This window comes from Methylobacterium sp. WSM2598 (assembly GCF_000379105.1).
Lineage (GTDB): Bacteria > Pseudomonadota > Alphaproteobacteria > Rhizobiales > Beijerinckiaceae > Methylobacterium.
In genome coordinates this window covers 1,828,152-1,844,885 of the sequence record NZ_KB900609.1, presented here as the reverse complement: position 1 = coordinate 1,844,885, position 16,734 = coordinate 1,828,152, and the positions used below count along the sequence as shown (strand labels likewise).

The 16,734-nt window shown below is 72.8% G+C and carries 15 protein-coding genes and 1 tRNA gene; 7 read left to right on the top strand and 9 right to left on the bottom strand.

From position 1 onward, the window contains the following. Nucleotides 1-16 precede the first annotated feature (16 nt). A complete protein-coding gene (locus tag MET2598_RS0108585) occupies nucleotides 17-475 on the top strand; it encodes a MaoC family dehydratase (protein WP_018260538.1) in 459 nt (152 codons plus the stop codon). An 829-nt stretch (nucleotides 476-1,304) separates the two neighbouring features. On the opposite strand, the gene MET2598_RS0108580 is transcribed toward MET2598_RS0108585, so the two are convergent. The 3 genes from MET2598_RS0108580 to MET2598_RS0108570 form a co-directional block, all read right to left on the bottom strand. Then, nucleotides 1,305-1,394, bottom strand: a tRNA-Ser gene (locus MET2598_RS0108580). Between the two features lie 134 nt (nucleotides 1,395-1,528). Beyond that, complete coding sequence (locus MET2598_RS0108575; RefSeq protein WP_018260537.1) at nucleotides 1,529-1,837, bottom strand: hypothetical protein; 309 nt, start codon at nucleotides 1,835-1,837, stop codon at nucleotides 1,529-1,531. Between the two features lie 198 nt (nucleotides 1,838-2,035). Then, the gene (locus MET2598_RS0108570; protein ID WP_012332829.1) at nucleotides 2,036-2,533 is read right to left on the bottom strand and encodes a cupin domain-containing protein; all 498 of its coding nucleotides are present in this window, start codon (nucleotides 2,531-2,533) and stop codon (nucleotides 2,036-2,038) included. A gap of 494 nt (nucleotides 2,534-3,027) precedes the next feature. On the opposite strand from MET2598_RS0108570, the gene MET2598_RS0108560 reads away from it, so the two are divergent. Next, a complete protein-coding gene (locus MET2598_RS0108560) occupies nucleotides 3,028-3,222 on the top strand; it encodes a hypothetical protein (protein WP_012332830.1) in 195 nt (64 codons plus the stop codon). 134 nt (nucleotides 3,223-3,356) lie between these two features. Here the strand turns inward: MET2598_RS0108560 and MET2598_RS0108555 are convergent, their stop codons facing one another. Together MET2598_RS0108555 and MET2598_RS0108550 are read right to left on the bottom strand one after the other, a co-directional pair. Continuing rightward, the gene (locus MET2598_RS0108555) at nucleotides 3,357-4,991 is read right to left on the bottom strand and encodes an ABC1 kinase family protein (RefSeq protein WP_012332831.1); all 1,635 of its coding nucleotides are present in this window, start codon (nucleotides 4,989-4,991) and stop codon (nucleotides 3,357-3,359) included. Nucleotides 4,992-5,462: 471 nt separating this feature from the next. Further along, nucleotides 5,463-6,692, bottom strand: coding sequence for a hypothetical protein (locus MET2598_RS0108550; RefSeq protein WP_236728688.1), 1,230 nt, complete (start codon nucleotides 6,690-6,692; stop codon nucleotides 5,463-5,465). On the opposite strand from MET2598_RS0108550, the gene MET2598_RS40845 reads away from it, so the two are divergent. The 4 genes from MET2598_RS40845 to MET2598_RS0108535 all read left to right on the top strand — a co-directional run bounded on the left by MET2598_RS40845 (nucleotide 6,676) and on the right by MET2598_RS0108535 (nucleotide 11,493). Then, on the top strand, nucleotides 6,676-6,909 hold the full coding sequence (locus MET2598_RS40845; RefSeq protein WP_150108665.1) for a hypothetical protein: 234 nt from the start codon (nucleotides 6,676-6,678) through the stop codon (nucleotides 6,907-6,909). The genes MET2598_RS0108550 and MET2598_RS40845 overlap by 17 nt on opposite strands. A 24-nt stretch (nucleotides 6,910-6,933) precedes the next feature. After that, nucleotides 6,934-8,979 (top strand): transglycosylase domain-containing protein, encoded by a 2,046-nt coding sequence (locus MET2598_RS0108545; RefSeq protein ID WP_157182105.1) that lies wholly within the window; start codon nucleotides 6,934-6,936, stop codon nucleotides 8,977-8,979. A gap of 268 nt (nucleotides 8,980-9,247) precedes the next feature. After that, a complete protein-coding gene (locus MET2598_RS0108540) occupies nucleotides 9,248-10,468 on the top strand; it encodes an ABC transporter substrate-binding protein (protein ID WP_012332834.1) in 1,221 nt (406 codons plus the stop codon). Beyond that, the gene (locus MET2598_RS0108535) at nucleotides 10,465-11,493 is read left to right on the top strand and encodes a cyclase family protein (protein ID WP_018260533.1); all 1,029 of its coding nucleotides are present in this window, start codon (nucleotides 10,465-10,467) and stop codon (nucleotides 11,491-11,493) included. The genes MET2598_RS0108540 and MET2598_RS0108535 overlap by 4 nt, the downstream gene beginning before the upstream one ends. Nucleotides 11,494-11,574: 81 nt before the next feature. Here MET2598_RS0108535 and fliP read toward each other — a convergent pair whose 3' ends face one another. The 4 genes from fliP to MET2598_RS36150 all read right to left on the bottom strand — a co-directional run bounded on the left by fliP (nucleotide 11,575) and on the right by MET2598_RS36150 (nucleotide 15,563). Next, nucleotides 11,575-12,345, bottom strand: coding sequence for a flagellar type III secretion system pore protein FliP (gene fliP, locus MET2598_RS0108530; protein ID WP_026190598.1), 771 nt, complete (start codon nucleotides 12,343-12,345; stop codon nucleotides 11,575-11,577). Nucleotides 12,346-12,362: 17 nt separating this feature from the next. Continuing rightward, entirely contained in the window at nucleotides 12,363-12,854 is a 492-nt protein-coding gene (locus MET2598_RS0108525) for a flagellar basal body-associated FliL family protein (RefSeq protein ID WP_018260532.1), read from the bottom strand. A gap of 121 nt (nucleotides 12,855-12,975) precedes the next feature. Next, a complete protein-coding gene (locus tag MET2598_RS0108520; protein ID WP_012332838.1) occupies nucleotides 12,976-14,694 on the bottom strand; it encodes an ABC transporter ATP-binding protein in 1,719 nt (572 codons plus the stop codon). Next, nucleotides 14,691-15,563: a glycosyltransferase family 2 protein gene (locus MET2598_RS36150; protein ID WP_018260531.1), complete on the bottom strand. Its 873-nt coding sequence runs from the start codon at nucleotides 15,561-15,563 to the stop codon at nucleotides 14,691-14,693. Before MET2598_RS36150 ends, MET2598_RS0108520 begins: the two co-directional genes overlap by 4 nt. Nucleotides 15,564-16,146: 583 nt before the next feature. Here MET2598_RS36150 and MET2598_RS0108510 point away from each other — a divergent pair. Continuing rightward, complete coding sequence (locus MET2598_RS0108510; RefSeq protein ID WP_012332840.1) at nucleotides 16,147-16,404, top strand: hypothetical protein; 258 nt, start codon at nucleotides 16,147-16,149, stop codon at nucleotides 16,402-16,404. Nucleotides 16,405-16,734: the final 330 nt, after the last annotated feature.

The following is a 16,734-nucleotide window of genomic DNA, read 5'->3' as shown; positions in this document are numbered from 1 at the left end:
CCTGACGGAGGGCAACATGCGGGTCTTCCGGGATTTCGAAGAGATCAAAGCAGCCGTCGGGACGGAAGTCGGGGTGAGCGGCTGGATCGAGGTGACCCAGGAGCGGATCGAGAGTTTCGCTCATGCGACCGGCGACAATCAGTGGATCCACGTCGACGTCGAGCGGGCGGCGCGTGAATTGCCGACGGGAACCACGATTGCCCACGGGCTGCTCACCTTGAGTTTCGCGCCGGTATTCATCCGTGACGTGATGAGCCTGGAAGGATTGAGGAACACCCTCAATTATGGGGCGAACCGCATCCGCTACTTGGCTCCCGTGCCGGCCGGATCACGGCTGCGCGGCCGCACGACCATCGCTGCGGCGGAAGACGCCCCGCCGGACGGCTTGCGGGTCACCTACGGCATCACGTTCGAGATCGAGAACCACGAGCGTCCGGCCTGCGTTGCGGAGGTCATCGCGCTGCACTACCGTTGAGTCGCAGCGCCATCGCCGATGCGGCCGTGCCGGGCAGAAGCACCAGCCTCGCATTCTGACCGCCCCTGACCTCGAGGGTCTCGCCGAGCAATTGAACCGGCGAACCGACAAGTGGAGGCAGGCGATCGAGGGCGCCATAGTGGACCGGAGCGCGCTGCCCCACGCGCGGGCCAAGGCATTCGTGTCAGGACACGCTGTCGCGAATTCGAATATCCGGAAAAGGCCCGTAACCGGACGCTCTCGCAATGCATCGCAAACGTCCTGAAGGGGTCAGGGGCAGGCGCTTCAGCAAGGCTTAAAAAATTCCAGATCGCTCCGGCCTCGCGCCGTCGTTAGGGAAGATAAGCCTTTTGTGCATCGCCAGTATATAGCCGTCCCGCAAGGTCGCCCCTATTTCCTGGTAAAAAGAATGGGTCGCTTTTTAGGGGTGCACGACCGCGGGTGCACAAGCAGCAAAGCCAGGACTACCAGGCAGGTAGCTCGGTTCATCCTCGACCGCGCTCTCACCGTCAGTCACGGACACGCCGATGATCAAGGCCGCTGCTGCGAGGAGCGATCACATCGATCACAATATCACCAAGGCGCAGTCTGGCAGGATCGCTCGGTGCTTCCATCTCAGCTTTGCAGTCTTCGCGGGGGCGGAGCGACTCGTCCCGGGTTCACCAGCCATATGTCGGACGCGAACGATCCCGCATGACCAGCGCAACGACACCGCGTTGCGTCCACCGAAGCCCACTCAGATCCAAAGGCTGTGTTGGGGCCCATGTTAGGGCCAGAGTGCAAAAGGCTCAAGAAAAGCAAACAAATTCAAGCGCTTACGAAGCGCAGGTGGCGGAGAGGGAGGGATTCGAACCCCCGATGGACTTGCGCCCATGCCGCATTTCGAGTGCGGTGCATTCAACCGCTCTGCCACCTCTCCGGCGCCGCGCCTGGCCGCTCGGGCCGGGTTTCGCGTCGCGCCAGCGTCGCTTTCGCGTCGCAGGCGGGCGCCTTTAACACGGCATCGCGACCGGTCACAAGCGCCGATCGCGCGATGCCGCGAGAAAACGCGAGTCAGCCCGCGGAGCCCCGCCCCGAACCGGCGAGGCTCACCCGCCGGGCCGCCGGGAGGCGCGGCTCGGCGGCGCGCAGGCTGCGGCTGCGCGACTGCGCGTGCAGCACCGAGCCGGCGAGCCCCGCCGCCTGGATCAGGTCCGCCTCCTCGCAGGTCGCCGCGATGCGCAGCCCGATCTCGTGGGTGTGGCTCTTCCCGTACAGGTACGCGGCCAGCCGGGCCCGGGTGCGGGGCGGGATGTCCGCCACGATCGCGTCCACCGTCTCGCTGTCGCCCCGGTAGATCTGGCCGAGAACCGACAGAGGCACGGGACATTCCGCCTCGTCGGTCGACTGGGGTCGGGCGTTCGGCAGCGGCATGGCGCACCTGTGAGCGGGGATGCGGCAAGCCTGTGAGCGTACGATTAACAATCACTTAAACCGGCACCGAGCGAGCGCCGGAACCGCCACGAAGGCAAGTTGATCGGCAGAAAGGACGCAGGCCCGCCGCCCGCGACCCTGCGTCGGTCACGGGTGCCGATGGATCGGATCGACCCAGTAGACCGTCTCGGGCGGCTCCGCCGGCGCCACGTCGGGCAGATTGACCACCACCGCCTCGTTGTCCGAGCGCACCAGCACGCATTCGAGCGGCTCGTCCGGCGAGGCGTTGATCTCCTGGTGGGGGACGTAGGGCGGCACGTAGATGAAGTCACCCGGCCCCGCCTCGGCGGTGTATTCCAGGCGGTCGCCCCAGCGCATGCGAGCGCGCCCGCGCACGACGTAGATCACGCTCTCCAGCGCGCCGTGATGGTGCACCCCGGTCTTGGCGTCCGGCTGGATCGCCACGGTGCCGGCCCAGATCTTCTGCGCGCCGACCCGCGCGTGGTTGATCGCGGCCTGCCGGAACATCCCCGGCGTCTGGGCGGTGTTCGGGTCGAGCCGGTCGCCGGTGATCACCCGGACGCCGTCGTGCTTCCAGCGCGGCGACGCCTCGCCGTGATCGGGGTCGTGGGGCTCGTCCGCCATGTCGTCGGCTCCTCTCCGGTCGCCCCGTCATCCTGCGCCAGGCCGCGCCGCGGCGCCAGCGCAAAGCCGCCGCCCCTCGTTCGTTTTACCGAACGTCTAGGCCGCCAAGTCCCGGCGAATACCGGTGCGCGACCGCTCAGAAGGAGGGATCTTCTCGCGGAACCGTCTCGGCGCGAAGGCTTCTGCTCCCTCGATTTGTTCTATAGAAAGAACATTCCGGTTGACAGGGCGGAGCCCGCCTGGGATCTTCGCGGAGGACGGAGGGGGCGCCCCGCCGTGCCAGCGCGCCGGGGCCGCCCCGGCCTTCCCGGAGACCTGCGGCGATGCGGCCGATCCCGATGCGACGCGACCGCCTCCGCCACGCCGTGCGGGGCCCGGCCCGCACCCTCCTCGACGGCTGTCGCGGCTGAGCCTCGCCCGCGTCACCCCCCCGTCACCGCGCGCCGCAGCGGCGCGCCCCCCCGGCGCGCGCCGGCGAGAGGAGTCGTGTCACCATGTCGTCAGCCCGCATCGTGGAGGTCGGCGAGACCTCCGCCGGCATCGTCGTGCCCGAGGCCGAGGGATTCCGCTTCTTCGCCGCCCATCCGGATTTCGTCCGCCTCGAGGGCCGGATCTTCCGCAGCCCGCGCCACGCCACGCGCGCCGCGAGCGAGCTGAGGGCGCGTCGGGGCAAGCCCTCGCGCCACTGACCGCGCGCGGGCGGCCCCTCGTCCCGACGCCCGGGATGCCGACGCATCGGGCCGTCTCGACGCGTCGACACCGAGCCGAGGGCTCGGCGACGCGTCGAGAACGGAACCGGCGGTCACGTCCGTGACCGCCGGGATCAGCGGTTGCGCGCGAGGAGCAGGATCCAGCCGATGCCGATCGTCAGGACCAGGATGCCGATCGTCGCGAAGGCCGGGGTGCCGTGCTCCATGAGCTTCGGGGCGAGCTGCGTGGCGAAGGCCGCCACCACCAGCCCCACCGCCACCCGGGCCGCCGCCCGCTCGATCCCCCGGGTGAGCTTGTCCATGCCCTTGAGCTCGATCTCCACCGTGACGCGGCCCTGCTTCAGGCGCACCAGCATCAGGTGGACGAGGGTCGGCAGCTCGGAGGCGGCCCCGTAGAGGCCGGCGGCGAGCCCCTCGAACTTGCTCTTGACCTCCTTGAGCGAGAAGCGCGTGCGCATCGTGCGCTTCACGGTCGGGCCGGCCGCCGCGAAGAGGTCGAATTGCGGGTCGAGCTGGCGCATCACCCCGTCGGCCGTGACGAGGCCCTTGAACAGGATCGCCAGGTCGGTCGGCATGGCGAGGTCGTTCTCGCGCGCCATGGTCATGAAATCCGTGAGCACCACCCCGAGATTCAGGGTCGCCCCGTTGTGGCGCATCACGAAGGCCTGCGAGGCGGCCTCCAGGCGGGTCAGGTCGGGCGCGCTGCCGCCGGTCCAGTCGAGCAGCACCGCCATCAGCCCGTCCGCGTCCTCCTTCAGCATCGCCCCGATCAGGATCAGGAGCTGGGCCCGGCGGCGCTGCGACAGCCGCCCGATGATGCCGAAATCCACGAAGGCGATGCGGTTGCCGGTCAGGCAGAGCAGGTTGCCGGGATGCGGGTCGGCGTGGAAGACGCCCTCGATCAGCGACATCTGCAGGAAGGCGTCGGTGCCGCGCTGCGCCAGCACCACCCGGTCGTAGCCCTCCTCGTCCAGCCGCTTGATGTCGGTCGGGGGAATGCCGTGGATGAACTCCTGCACGAGCACCCGCTCGGAGGTCCATTCCCAGTAGATTTTCGGGAAGACAATGTCGTCCCGGTCCGCGAACAGCCCGGCGAGCAATTCGCAGTTGCGGGCCTCGTTCAGCAGGTCGAGTTCCTCGCGCAGGCCCTGCGCGATGTGGCGCATCTGCTCGTGCGGCCGGTAGCGCGTCATCTCCGGCCACTCGCTCTCGACGATGCGCGAGGCGTGCGAGAGCAGCCGCAGGTCGGCCTCGATGATCTTCTGCACGCCGGGGCGGCGCACCTTGACGATCACCTCCTCGCCGCTCTCCAGCCGCGCCCGGTAGACCTGGGCAATGGAGGCGGAGGCGAGCGGATTGGTGTCGAACTCGGAGAAGATCTCGCTCGGGGGAGCGCCGAGGTCGGCCTCGAGTTGCGGGCGGATCACCTCCCAGGGCACCGGCGCCACCCGGTCGTGGAGCTTGCCGAGTTCCTCCGTCCATTGCGGGGCGAGGAGGTCGGCCCGGCTCGCCAGCACTTGGCCGAGCTTGATGAAGGTCGGGCCCAGCGCCTCGATGGCGCGGCGCATCCGCTCGGGCTGCGACAGGCGCGTGAGGTCGACCGCCGGCGTGCTGCGCCAGGCGAGGCGCGGGATCGCCCGCAGGCCGAGGCGGTCCACGACCTGGTTCACGCCGAACCCGATCAGGATCCCGGCGATCTCCTGGAGGCGCTGCCGGTCGCGCGCCGCAACGAAAGCGGTTTTCAGCATGGATGCATCAGCTCAGCCCGGCTGCCATGGGAGGTGAAGCACAGTGTGGGGCTGCCGCGCTGCGCTCCTTGACGAAACAGGCGCGCCGCCCGGCGCCGGATCGAGTCATGCCCGGGTCGTTCGGGTAGGCCCTCAACTTGGCGGGACTTTGGCGGGCGGCGGACGGGCCGGGCTCCCCGGCAGGGCCGCGGGTACGGGAGCGGCACGGGACAGGCCACGGCGACATTCATTCCGTCCGGCGCGACGACGACGCTCGCGGTAGCGCATGCGCCGGGCCGGCACAACGTGGCGGATCCGCCACGGCCGCCGGCGGGCCGGCGGCGGAGACGGCAAAGAAAAGCCCCGCGGTCACCCGACCGCGGGGCCGAGAAGGGGCGGAAGGCCTCCCGCCCCTCGCTCTCGCGAAGCCCCGGACCAACGGTCACGGACGTGACCGTCGGTCCGGTTGCCGAAGTAACGCGAGAAGTGACGTCACATGCGGCCCGCGCCCGAGGCGCCGGCGCCGCCCGCCTTCCCGGCGCCGCCCGAGGCGCCCGCCGCGCCGCCCTGGCCACCGCCCTGGCCGCCGCGCATCGTGCTGCCGGTGGTCTCGGGCGCGCCGCCGCGGCCCTGGCCGCCCGAGCGGTCGCGCAGGCCCTGGGACTGGTCCTGGCCGCCGCGGCCCATCCGGTCCTGACCGGAGCGGTCCTGGCTCATGCGGTCGCTGCTGCCCTGCCCGCGCTCCTGACCGGCGCGCTGCTCGCTGCGCCCGCGCTCGCTCGTGCCGCGCTCCTCGCGGCGCTCGCCGGTGCGGATCTCGTCGCGCCCGCCGCGCACCGAACTCCGCTCGCTCGAGCGCACGTCGACCCGGTCGTGCCGCTCGCCGCGGATCCCGACGCTGCCGGTCGTGCTCGACCGCTCGGTGACCACGAGCCGGCGATATTCCGGCGAGCCGTAGACCACCCGCCGGCCGTGGACCACGACGTAGCGCGGCCCGCTATGCTCGCGGACGACGAGGCGGCGGTACTCGGGCGAGCCGACCCGCACGCGGCGGCCCTGGATCACCACGAATTCCGACCCGGCATGGCGCACGCCGCGCTTCTGGCGCTGCTCGATCACCACCAGGCGGCGGTACTCGGGCGAGCCGTAGACGACGCGCTGGCCCGCCACCGTCACCGTGCGACGCCCGCCGACGTGCTCCTCGCGGCTGCTGGTGCGCACGCTGCCGTGCTCCTCGCGGGTCCGCTCGGCATGCACGCCGCGCTCGTGCCGGACGCTGTCGCGGCCGCCCCGCATCTCCTCGCGGGCCTGGCGGCCGTCGCGGTCGCGCCCGTCCATCCCGGCCTCGTGCCGGCCGCGGCCCTCGCCCTTGTCGTCGCGGGCACCCATCTCCTGCCGGGCGCCGCGCTGGCCCGTGTTGCCTTGGCCCGTGTTGCCTTGGCTCATCTTGCCTTGGCCCGTGCCGGCCTGGCCCATGTTGCCCTGGCCCATGTTGCCCTCGCTGCCGTTCTCGCTGCGGGCGCCCTGCCCGCCGGCGCGCGTCGCCCCGCCGGACGAGGCATCGCCGGAGGACCGGCCGCCGGAGCCGCTGCCCGACATCGCGGCGCCCTGCCCGCCCGCGGACCCGCCCGGCGACCCGGCGCCGGTCTGGGCGAAGACCGAGGTGCTGATCAGCAGGGCGGCGAGGCCGACGGTCACGCGGCCCATGGACGATTTCGTCATGATGCTCCTCCGAGAGTGCAGAAAAATCTGCCTCAAAACGTCGTCTCATGACTATCGTTCCATTCCGCCGGCATACCTCGCCGCTATTGCCAAGGTGATCGTCATTCCTGTTCTGGTGAGTGGCAGGACAAGACAGATCGGAAGCGCCGCGCCGGGGCTCCGCCGGGGGCCGAACCGTGCGGCGCGCGGGCGCGCCGGCGGGAACCTTGCCGGGTGATTGGCGTTTTCGGGGACCGTGGCCGTGAGCCCGGCCACCCTGAGCCCGGCCACCCGCCGCGAGGGACGCATCGACGACATGCTGGCGGAGACCTCGACAGCGCCCGAGCGTGACTGGCTGGATCTCGGGTCCTCCCCGGCTCCCGCCCCTCCCCCGCCGCAGGCGCCGCCTCCCGGATGGTCCGCCCGGATCGCCGGAGAGGCCGTCCGCGTCGGACAGGCGGTCGCCGCGCGCTGGCAGCCGGCCCTCGCCGCCAGGGTCGCGCCCCTGCGCCTCACGGCGGGCCGCGCCGGCGCCCGCCTCGCCGCCCATCCCCTGGCGCGGCGCGCCCGCTCCGGCGCCGGAGCCGCGGCCGAGCGCCTCGCCGCCCTGCGCTGGAGCCGGCTCGCCCTCGCCCTCGGCCTGCTCCTCCTCGTGGGCTGCGCCGCGCTCCTCGCCGTGAGCGCCGCGACCCTGCCGCGCCTCGACGGGCCGGGCCCGGCCAGCGCGCCGGTCACCGTCAGGGCCGAGGACGGCGAAGTGCTCGCCACGCGGGGCAGCCTGCGGGGCAGGCCCCTGCCCGCCTCGGCCATCGCGCCGGCGATGCGGCGCGCGATCATCGCCGCCCAGGATCCGTGGTTCATGGATCCCCACCGGCTCGACGCCGCCGGCGTCGCGGCGGTGATCCGCGGCGCCTTCCGGGACACGATCAGCCCCGGCCCGCGCGAGGGCAGCGCGCGGCTCACCCAGCGCCTCGTGCGCACCCAGCTCCTCGGCGGCGAGCGCGGCCTCGTGCGCAAGCTGCAGGAAGCGATGCTGGTGCTCTGGCTGCAGGCGCGGGCCAGCCCCGACGAGATCGTGGCGCGCTTCCTGAGCGGTGCCGCCTTCGGCCCCGACCTGATCGGGCTCGACGCCGCGAGCGAGCGGCTGCTCGGCAAGGCCCCGCGCGACCTCACCACCGCGGAGGCCGCCCTCCTGGCCGGGCTCACCCTGCCCCCCGCCGACCTCCGGCCGGACCGCGACGTGGAGGCCTCCCGTGCCAGGGCCCGGGGCGTCCTCGACGCCATGGTGATGACGGGCGCCATCACGCGCCTGGAGGCGGAGGAGGCGGGCCGCGCGCTCGCGGCGATCAAGTCGCCCACCGCGACGGCGGTCACCCGCAGCGGGGTCGTCGACCTCGCCGTGCTGGCGGCCCGCGACCGCCTCGGCGACGAGGTGCGGAACGCCTCGCTGCGCATCTCCCTCGACCGGTCGCTCCAATCCGCCGCCGAGGCGGCCGTGAACAAGCGCCTCGACGCGGCGGCCAGGAACCGGGGCGACCGGGCCGGGCTGGTGGTCCTCGGCCCCGACGGGGCGATCCTCGCCGCGGTGAGCGGCGGCAGCCCGCTCGCGGCCGATCCGGCCGGGCGCGCCGCCGCGGAGGCGAGCCTGCGCCGGGTGACCCGCGACGGGCGCCCGGTCTACGACCGGCCCCAGGCGGCCACGCTCGACCCCGCGACCGTGCGGGCGCGGGCCTTCGCGCTGCTGTCCGGCCTCGCCCGCTTGCCCGAGGGCGTCGCGGCGGCACCCGCCGCCCGGGACGGCCTCGCGGTCGGGCCGGCCGGCGACGTCACCCTGGGCGTCTGGGTGGCGTCGGAGGACGAGGGCGCCGCGAGCGCGGGCCCGTCCGAGATCTTCCAGGACCTCGCCGCGAAGCTCCGGGACCGGAGCGAGCCGCCGCCGCGGGGGGCCGCCGCCCGCCGCACCTGGCAGCCCCCCGAGGAGCCGCGCCATCCCCCGCCGCTGCGCGGCACCGCGCGGGTGGTCGATACCGGCCGCCTCAAGGTCGAGGGCCAGCCGGTGCGGCTGTTCGGGGTCGAGGGCCAGGGCGGCCGCGCGGCCCGCGAGTTCCGCCAGTACCTGCGCCAGCGCGACGTCTCGTGCGAGCCGGCGGGCGAGGCGGAGGTCTATCGCTGCCGGGCGGGATCGCAGGACCTGTCCGAGGTCGTGCTGTTCAACGGGGCGGGGCGGGCCGCCCCCGGGGCCACGCCGGAGCTGCTCGCCGCGGAGGCGAACGCCAGGGCGCGCAAGGCCGGCATCTGGCAGGAGTGATCCGGGATCGGCCTGATCGAAGCGGCTCCCGGATCACGAGCCCGCGCGGCGCCTGAGCGCGGCGCCTGAGCGCGGCGCCTGAGCGCGGCGCCTGAGCGAAGCCGACATCCGCATGGCGAAGCAATCCGTCGGATGTCGTATGAACCGGGCGAGGACGCGCCCGGCGCGCCTTCCCGTGCGAAACACCGTTCCGCAACATTGACAAGTCGCGCGCGGGGCCGAAGCATGCGCCCGGGCTCGCCAGAAGGCCCGGACAGGGATCACCCGCGTGAGGAAAACGCTCCTAGCCGCCGCGTGCGTGGCCGCGTGGCACGGCGCGGCCTGCGCCCAGCAGGCCGCCCCGCCGGGCATCTCGGACGGGGTCGTCCGGATCGGGTTCCTGCTCGACATGTCGAGCGTCTACGCGGACGTCACCGGGCCGGGCAGCGCCGCGGCGGCGCGCATGGCGGTGGAGGATTTCGGCGGCAAGGTGCTGGGCGCGCCGATCGAGGTCCTGGTGGCCGACCACCAGAACAAGGCCGACATCGCCGCCGCGACCGCCCGGGCGTGGTTCGACACCGAGAAGGTCGACGCGATCCTCGACGTCGCCGCCTCCGCGACGGCGCTCGCGGCGGCGGACATCGCCAAGGCCAAGCACAGGATCATCGCCTTCAGCGGGCCGGGGGCCGTGCGGCTCACCAACGAGGCCTGCTCGCCCGTCTCGATCCACTGGGCCTACGACACCTACGCGCTCGCCAACGTGACGGCCCAGGCCACCGTGAAGGCGGGGGGCGATTCCTGGTTCTTCATCACGGCCGACTACGCCTTCGGGCACGACCTGGAGCGGGACGCGGGGGCGGTCGTCCGGGCCCAGGGCGGCACCGTGGCGGGGAGCGTGCGGGCCCCCCTCAACACCCCGGATTTCTCCTCGTTCCTGCTCCAGGCGCAGGCCTCCGGCGCCAAGGTGGTCGGGCTCGCCAATGCGGGCCGCGACACCACCAACGCCATCAAGCAGGCCGCCGAGTTCGGCCTGACCCAGGGCGGCCAGAAGCTCGCCGGGCTCCTCGTCTACATCAACGACGTGCACAGCCTCGGCCTCGCCCCGACCCAGGGCATGCTGCTGACCGAGGGCTTCTACTGGGACCTCGACGAGGGCACGCGCGCCTTCTCGAAGCGCTACTTCGCCCGGACCGGCCGGATGCCGAACATGTCCCAGGCGGGGGTCTACTCGACGGTGACGCACTACCTGAAGGCCGTCGCCAAGGCCGGCACCGACGAGACCGACGCGGTGATGCGGGCGATGCGCGAGACGCCGGTGGACGATTTCTACGCCCATGGCGGGCGCATCCGCGAGGACGGGCGCATGGTGCACGACATGTACCTGTTCGAGGTGAAGCGGCCCGGGGAATCGACCGGCGAGTGGGACCTCTACCGGCGCGTGGCGACCATCCCGGGCGATCAGGCCTTCCAGCCGCTCTCGGCCTCCCGCTGCCCGCTGGTGAAGAAGTGACCCCGCGCTGGCGCCGCCGCCCGGAGGGCTCGACCTGGGGCGAGTTCGGGCCCGACGACGAACTCGGCCGCCTCAACCTGCTGACGCCCGAGAAGGTGCGCCAGGGGGTGGCCGAGGTGCGCGAGGGCCTGACCTTCTGCCTGAGCCTGCCCCTCGACTACCCGGGCGGCAACGTGCTGAACCCGCGCCGCCACCCGCCGAAGATCACCCCGACCGTGCGGGCGAGCGGCCGCCCGAACTTCAACTTCCCGGTCTGCGAGGAGGTGCCCGACGCCACCGACGTGATCAGCGACGACCTCGCGGTGCTGCACCTGCAATACTCGACGCAGTGGGACGGCCTCTGCCACGTCGGCTCGCTCTTCGACGCGGACGGCGACGGCGTGCCGGAGCCCGTCTACTACAACGGCTTCCGGGCGGACCGGGACATCGCCGGGCCGAGCCGGGCCGAGGAGGCGGGGGCCCCCTCGCGCGCCCGGGCGCTCGGCATCGAGCGGCTCGCCGAGCGGGGCATGCAGGGCCGCGGCGTGATGATCGACCTGCGCGCCCATCTGGGCGACGCCCGCCAGGCGGTGGGCTACGCCACCCTGCGGTGGATCCTGGAGGCGGACCGCGTCGCGGTCGAGCCCGGCGACATGGTCTGCCTGCACACGGGCTTCGCCGAGCGGCTGCTGGGGATGAACCGGGCGCCCGATCCGGCGGAGGTGCACCGGCTCGGGGCCGGGCTCGACGGGCGCGATCCCGACCTCCTTGCCTGGATCACCGAGTCGGGCCTCTGCGCGCTGATCGCCGACAATTACGCGGTCGAGATCTATCCGGCCGGCCCGATGCGGGGCTGCTGCGCCACGCTGCCCCTCCACGAGCACTGCCTGTTCCGGCTCGGCGTCAATCTCGGCGAGCTGTGGCACCTCACCCCGCTGGCGACCTGGCTGCGGGCCAACGGGCGCTCGCGCTTCCTGCTCACCGCGCCGCCCCTGCGGCTGCCCGGGGCCGTCGGCTCGCCGACCACGCCGATCGCCACCGTGTAAGAGCGGGAGTGTCGGCCCGGCCCGACGCGGGCTTGAGCGAAGCCGACATCCGCATGGCGACCCCATCCGGCGGATGTCGCATCAGAAGTAGGAGCGCACCAGCCCGCTCACCAGCAGGTTCCAGCCGTCGATCAGGACGAAGAACAGCACCTTGAAGGGCAGCGAGATCACGGTGGGCGGCAGCATCATCATGCCCATCGACATCACCACCGTGGCCACGATCATGTCGATGACGAGGAAGGGCAGCGCGATCAGGAAGCCGATCTCGAAGCCGCGGCGCAGCTCCGAGATCATGAAGGCCGGGATCAGGATGCGCAGGTCGACCTTCTCGCCGGCCTCGGCCTTGGGGAAGTTGCGGCTGGCGAGGTCCGCGAAGGTCTGGAGGTCCTTCTCGCGCACGTGGGACTGCATGAACTCGCGGAACGGGTCGACGACCTTGCCGAAGGCGTCCTCCTCGCTGATGCGGTTCTCGGTGAGGGGCCGCACGCCCTCCTGCCACGCCCGGTCGAAGGTCGGCGCCATCACGTAGAAGGTCATGAACAGCGACAGGCTGACCATGAACAGGTTGGCGGGCGTGCTCTGAAGCCCGAGCCCGGAGCGCAGGAAGGACAGGGCGACCACGAAGCGCGTGAAGCTCGTCACCATCACGAGCAGGCCCGGCGCCACGGACAGGACCGTGAGGAGCGCGACCATCTGGATGATGCGCCCGCTCGCCGCGCCGTTCCCGGGCGGCAGCAGCGCGTCCAGGGACGGGAGGCCGGAGGCGGCCTGGGCGGCGGCGGGTCCCGCGGCGAGGAGCGCCAGGATCCCCGCGAGGGCGAGACAGGCGAGGGCCGGGAGGGCACGCGTCATCGGGAGGATCCGCCGCATCACTGGATGATCAGGGTCTCGACCACGAGCTCGTGCACGGCCCCCTTGGTCCGCAGCATCACGCGTTCGTTGAGGTCCTCGCGCAGGTGCATGAGGCCGCTCGCCCCCTGGATCTGCGCCAGCGACACGGTCCGCAGATAGGCCAGGATGTCCTGGCGGATCTCCGCCACGGCCACGTCGGGATTGGCCACCGCGCCGGTCCTGTAGATGATCGAGCCCTCCAGGCGCACCCACATCTCGCCGGAATCGACGAGGTTGGTGACCAGGGGACCGACGCTGCGGGTGCTGAGGTCGCCCGTGTAGGTCAGGACCTTCTCGGCCCGGGCCTGCTCCTCGGTCTTCTTCTTGTCGACCGCCTTTTCGACGGTGGTGAGCAGGTAGTAGCCGAGGCCTCCGCCGGTTCCGCCCGCGCCGAGCGTCAGCACGGCGAGGGCGAGGAGCCAGCCCTTGCCCTTCTTCGGCGCGGTCGTGGAATCGGGCGAATCGGCCATCGGGCGTGTCCGGGTCCGGGAGCCCGGGACGGGCCTCCGACGCCGCTCTCTTGCCGCCCGGAGCTTGCGCGAGGCAGGTGCCGGGGCCGGCCCGGGGACCTTCGACGAGGGCCCGGGGCCGTCAGCCGGCCGCCGCGGCCGGGAGCGCCGCCTGATCCTCGCCCATCACGGCGGCGGGCGGCCCGAAGCGGACGATGCGGCCCGCCTCCATCACGGCGACCTGGTCGGCCGCCATGTAGGTCGACGGGCGGTGGGCGACGATGATCGTGGTGCGGCCCGCCATCAGGCGGCGCACCGCCTCCTGCACCCGGGCCTCGGAGGCGGGATCGAGGGCGCTCGTCGCCTCGTCGAGGAGGAGGATCGGCGCGTCCTTCAGGAAGGCCCGCGCCAGCGTGACGCGCTGGCGCTCCCCGCCCGAGAGCCGCGCGCCGCCCGGCCCGACCCGGAAGGCGAGCCCCTCCGGCAGCGCCTCGACGAAATCCGCCGCCGCCGCGCGGGCCGCCTCCCGCACCTCCTCGGCCGTCGCGCCCGGGCGGCCGAAGGCGATGTTCGCCTCAATCGTGTCGTCGAACAGCATCACGTCCTGCGTCACCATGGCGATCGCGTCGCGCAGGGAGCGCAGCGTCACGGCGCGCAGGTCCTGGCCGTCGATGAGCACGCGGCCGGCGGTGACGTCCTGCAGCCGCGGGATCAGGTCGAGGAGCGTCGACTTGCCGGCGCCCGAGCGCCCGACGATGGCCGTCACCGTGCCGGGCCGGCACACGAGGTCGATCCCGCGCAGGACCGGCGCGCCCTCCCGGTGGGCGAAGACGACCCCCTCGAAGCGGATCTCCCCCGGGCCGACGCGGAGCGCGGGCGCCCCGGGATCGTCCCGGATCGCCGGCTCCTCGTCGAAGGCCTCGAAGTAGCGCTGCAGGGCGCCCGCCGCCTGCTGCAGCGTGGCGTTGAGGCCGCCGAGGGTCCGGGCGGGCTGCGAGGCGAGGAGCAGTGCGGTGACGAAGCCGGTGAAGTCGCCGATCGAGCGCTCCCCCGACATCACGCGGTCGCCGATCAGCACCATCACGGCGGCGACGCCGAGCCCGCCGCCGATCTCGAGCAGCGGATCGAGGCGCCCGCGGGCGTTGGCGGCCTTCATCTTCAGGCGCCGCACCTGCTCGAATCCCTCGCGGGCCCGGGCCGAGAGGAGATCCTCCAGCCCGTAGACCTTGGCGACCCGCGAGCCGAGCAGGCTCTCGCCGATCAGCCCCGCCGTCGTCCCCACGGTCTCGTGGATGGCGCGGGCGTAGCGGCGCAGCTTCTGGCCGATCTGGCTCACCGGCCGGGCGACGAGCGGGACCATCACCACCGACACCAGGGTCAGGAGCGGGTCCATCCACAGGAGCGCGGCCCCGAGCGCGATCAGCATGGCGAGGTCGCGCAGGAGCACCGTCGAGAGCCGCGTCAGCGCCTCGGTGACGGGCGCGAAATCGGCGGTGAAGCGCTGGGCGAGGGCCGCGGGGCTCTCCCGCGCGGTGCGCCCGACATCGGCGCGGACCAGCCGGGCGAACAGGTCCGAGAGCATGTCGGCCTCGACCCGCGTGACGATGCGGTTCGTCAGGACGAGCTGCGCCAGAAGCGCGGTGCCCCGGAAGGCGGTGGCGAGCAGGATCGCCGCCGGCACGTAGGAGAGCGAGGTGCGGTCGTTCGCCCCGTAGGCCTCGAAGGCGAAGCGCACGACCACCGGGTAGATGCCGGTCGAGGCGCCGACCACCGCGATGGCGAGGGCGAGCCAGGCGAGCGGCCCCTTCTGGCGCGAGAGCCAGCCGTGCCAGACCCGCAGGACCATCGCGCGCCGGGTCATCGCGCCGCGCCCTGCGCGTCAGTCGCGCCTCCGGCCGGATCGGCCGCCCGCGACGGGGCGCGCTCGCGCATCTTGGCCTCGCGCATCTTGGCCTCGCGCATTTTGGCCTCACGCATCTTGGCGATGCGCAGGAAGCGCCCGAAGGCGAGGATCGTCGCCATCGCGAAGCCGTCGGCCCCGGCGAGGAAGAGCCGGCGCAGGATGTAGAAGCGCAGGAAGGTCGAGGGAAACTCGACGAGGAGGCGGAGGGTCAGGGAGAGGCGCGAGCGCGGCGCCGAGGTGCGCGCGGCCAGCTCCGCCACGTAATTCGCCTTGGCGACGGCGTGGTTCCAGTCGCGGTAGGTGAAGTGCCATGCCACCGCACGAAGTCGCCGCGGCGCCTCGTCGGTGCGGATCTCCAGGTGATCCCAGTTGGGGTTGTCGATGGTGCGCGCGACGCGGCGGTCGTAGAGGTAGATCTGCTCGGTGCAGAACGCGAAGGGAGGCGGCCGGTCGCGGTGCGGCAGGGCCATGGCCTTGCGCACCTTGGCGAGCGCGGGCGGAGGGCCGGGCCGGAACAGCGCCCGGATCTCGCGCACCAGGGCGGGCGTCAGCACCTCGTCCGCATCCATGCTGAAGACGTGGTCGTGGCGGCACTCCCCCTCCCCGAACCGCCGCTGCGGCCCGAAACCCGCCCAGGGGTTGGTGACGACCCGCGCCCCGAGGGAGCGGGCGATCGTCGCGGTCGCGTCGGTCGAGCCCGAGTCGATCACGAGGATCTCGGCCCGCAGCGGCAGGGCGGAGCGGATCGCCGCCTCGATGCGGTCGGCCTCGTTGAAGGCCCGCATCAGGACCGTCAGCGGGATGGGTTCGTCGTCGGCTCTGGTCAATCGTCTCGGCTCCGGGCGCCCGCTTGAGCGGTGCGAGTGTGGCGGAACTTGGTCGGCGGTCCTCGCCCGGGCCGATCCGCGGGCCCGATCCGGTCCCGCCGCGCCGCGGAACGCCCGTCCCGGTCGGCACCGGCCCGACCGCCCGACGCCCGCGCTGACGCAGTGCGGGCCCCGTGCGCCGCCCCACCGCGCCAGCGCCGGGCAAGTCCCGCACGCGGCCCGTACTGTCGTTCGTGACAATGTGGGCGCCGGCCGATCGGGTGCGCAGGTCCGAGGATTGGGTCTGAACTTGCCATTTGTGAAGGCGCCGGCAGCGTGAATCGGCCATACTGACAAGGTCGGTCCGCGGCCCGTCGGCCACCCGGCCTGTCCGTCCGTCAATGCGGGAGCGCATCTGCGGGCGGGAGGGACGCGTCCGAGGCCCCCAAAGCGACTGCCCTGCCGGCCCCGCCGGCAGGGCACTTTTCGCGAGGGCCCCTGGCCCTTGACCCCTGGCCCTTGACCCCTGGCCCTTGACGCGGCGGCGGGACGCGGCAGATGTCGGGGCCGCGGAGGACCCGCCACACCCGAGAGGGGCCACCCGGTGGAGGATTATCGCGCCGAGCTGCTGCGCCAGGTCCGGGCCGGCGACATCGCCACCGGCGAGGCCGCGAGCGCCTGCCTGCCCGGCCTGCTGCGGCGCCTCGATCGGCACGAGCGCGGCGTCGCGAGGAACATCCCGGTCCTGTCCCTCTACCATCGCTGGCGTCGCCACAGATTGCGCCTTCAGGTTGCGGATGCGCGCTGGCACATCGAGCAGGGACGGGCCGCCCGGATGGGCGAGCTGCTCGGCCGCCGCTGAGGCCGGCCGCGCGCCCTGCCCCAACGAAGGCCGCGCGGCGCGCGGGCGCGCCGGCTTTGCGCCGCTGAGGCCGGCCGCGCGCCCTGCCCCAACGAAGGCCGCGCGGCGCGCGGGCGCGCCGGCTTTGCGCCGCGCCCTCCGGATGTTCTATGCTGAAATCGTGGGGAACCGTTCGGCAAGTTGCAGCTCAGCACAGAGACAATCTCCACTCGCTTGTGGGGCGGGCCGACCGGTGGGGGAGCGGGTGACAATCCGGTGATGCGGGATGTCTTGCGACATTGGGCCGGAACGGTCCGCGGCCGGACGCCGTCCCGGTCGAGGTCGTCGGGC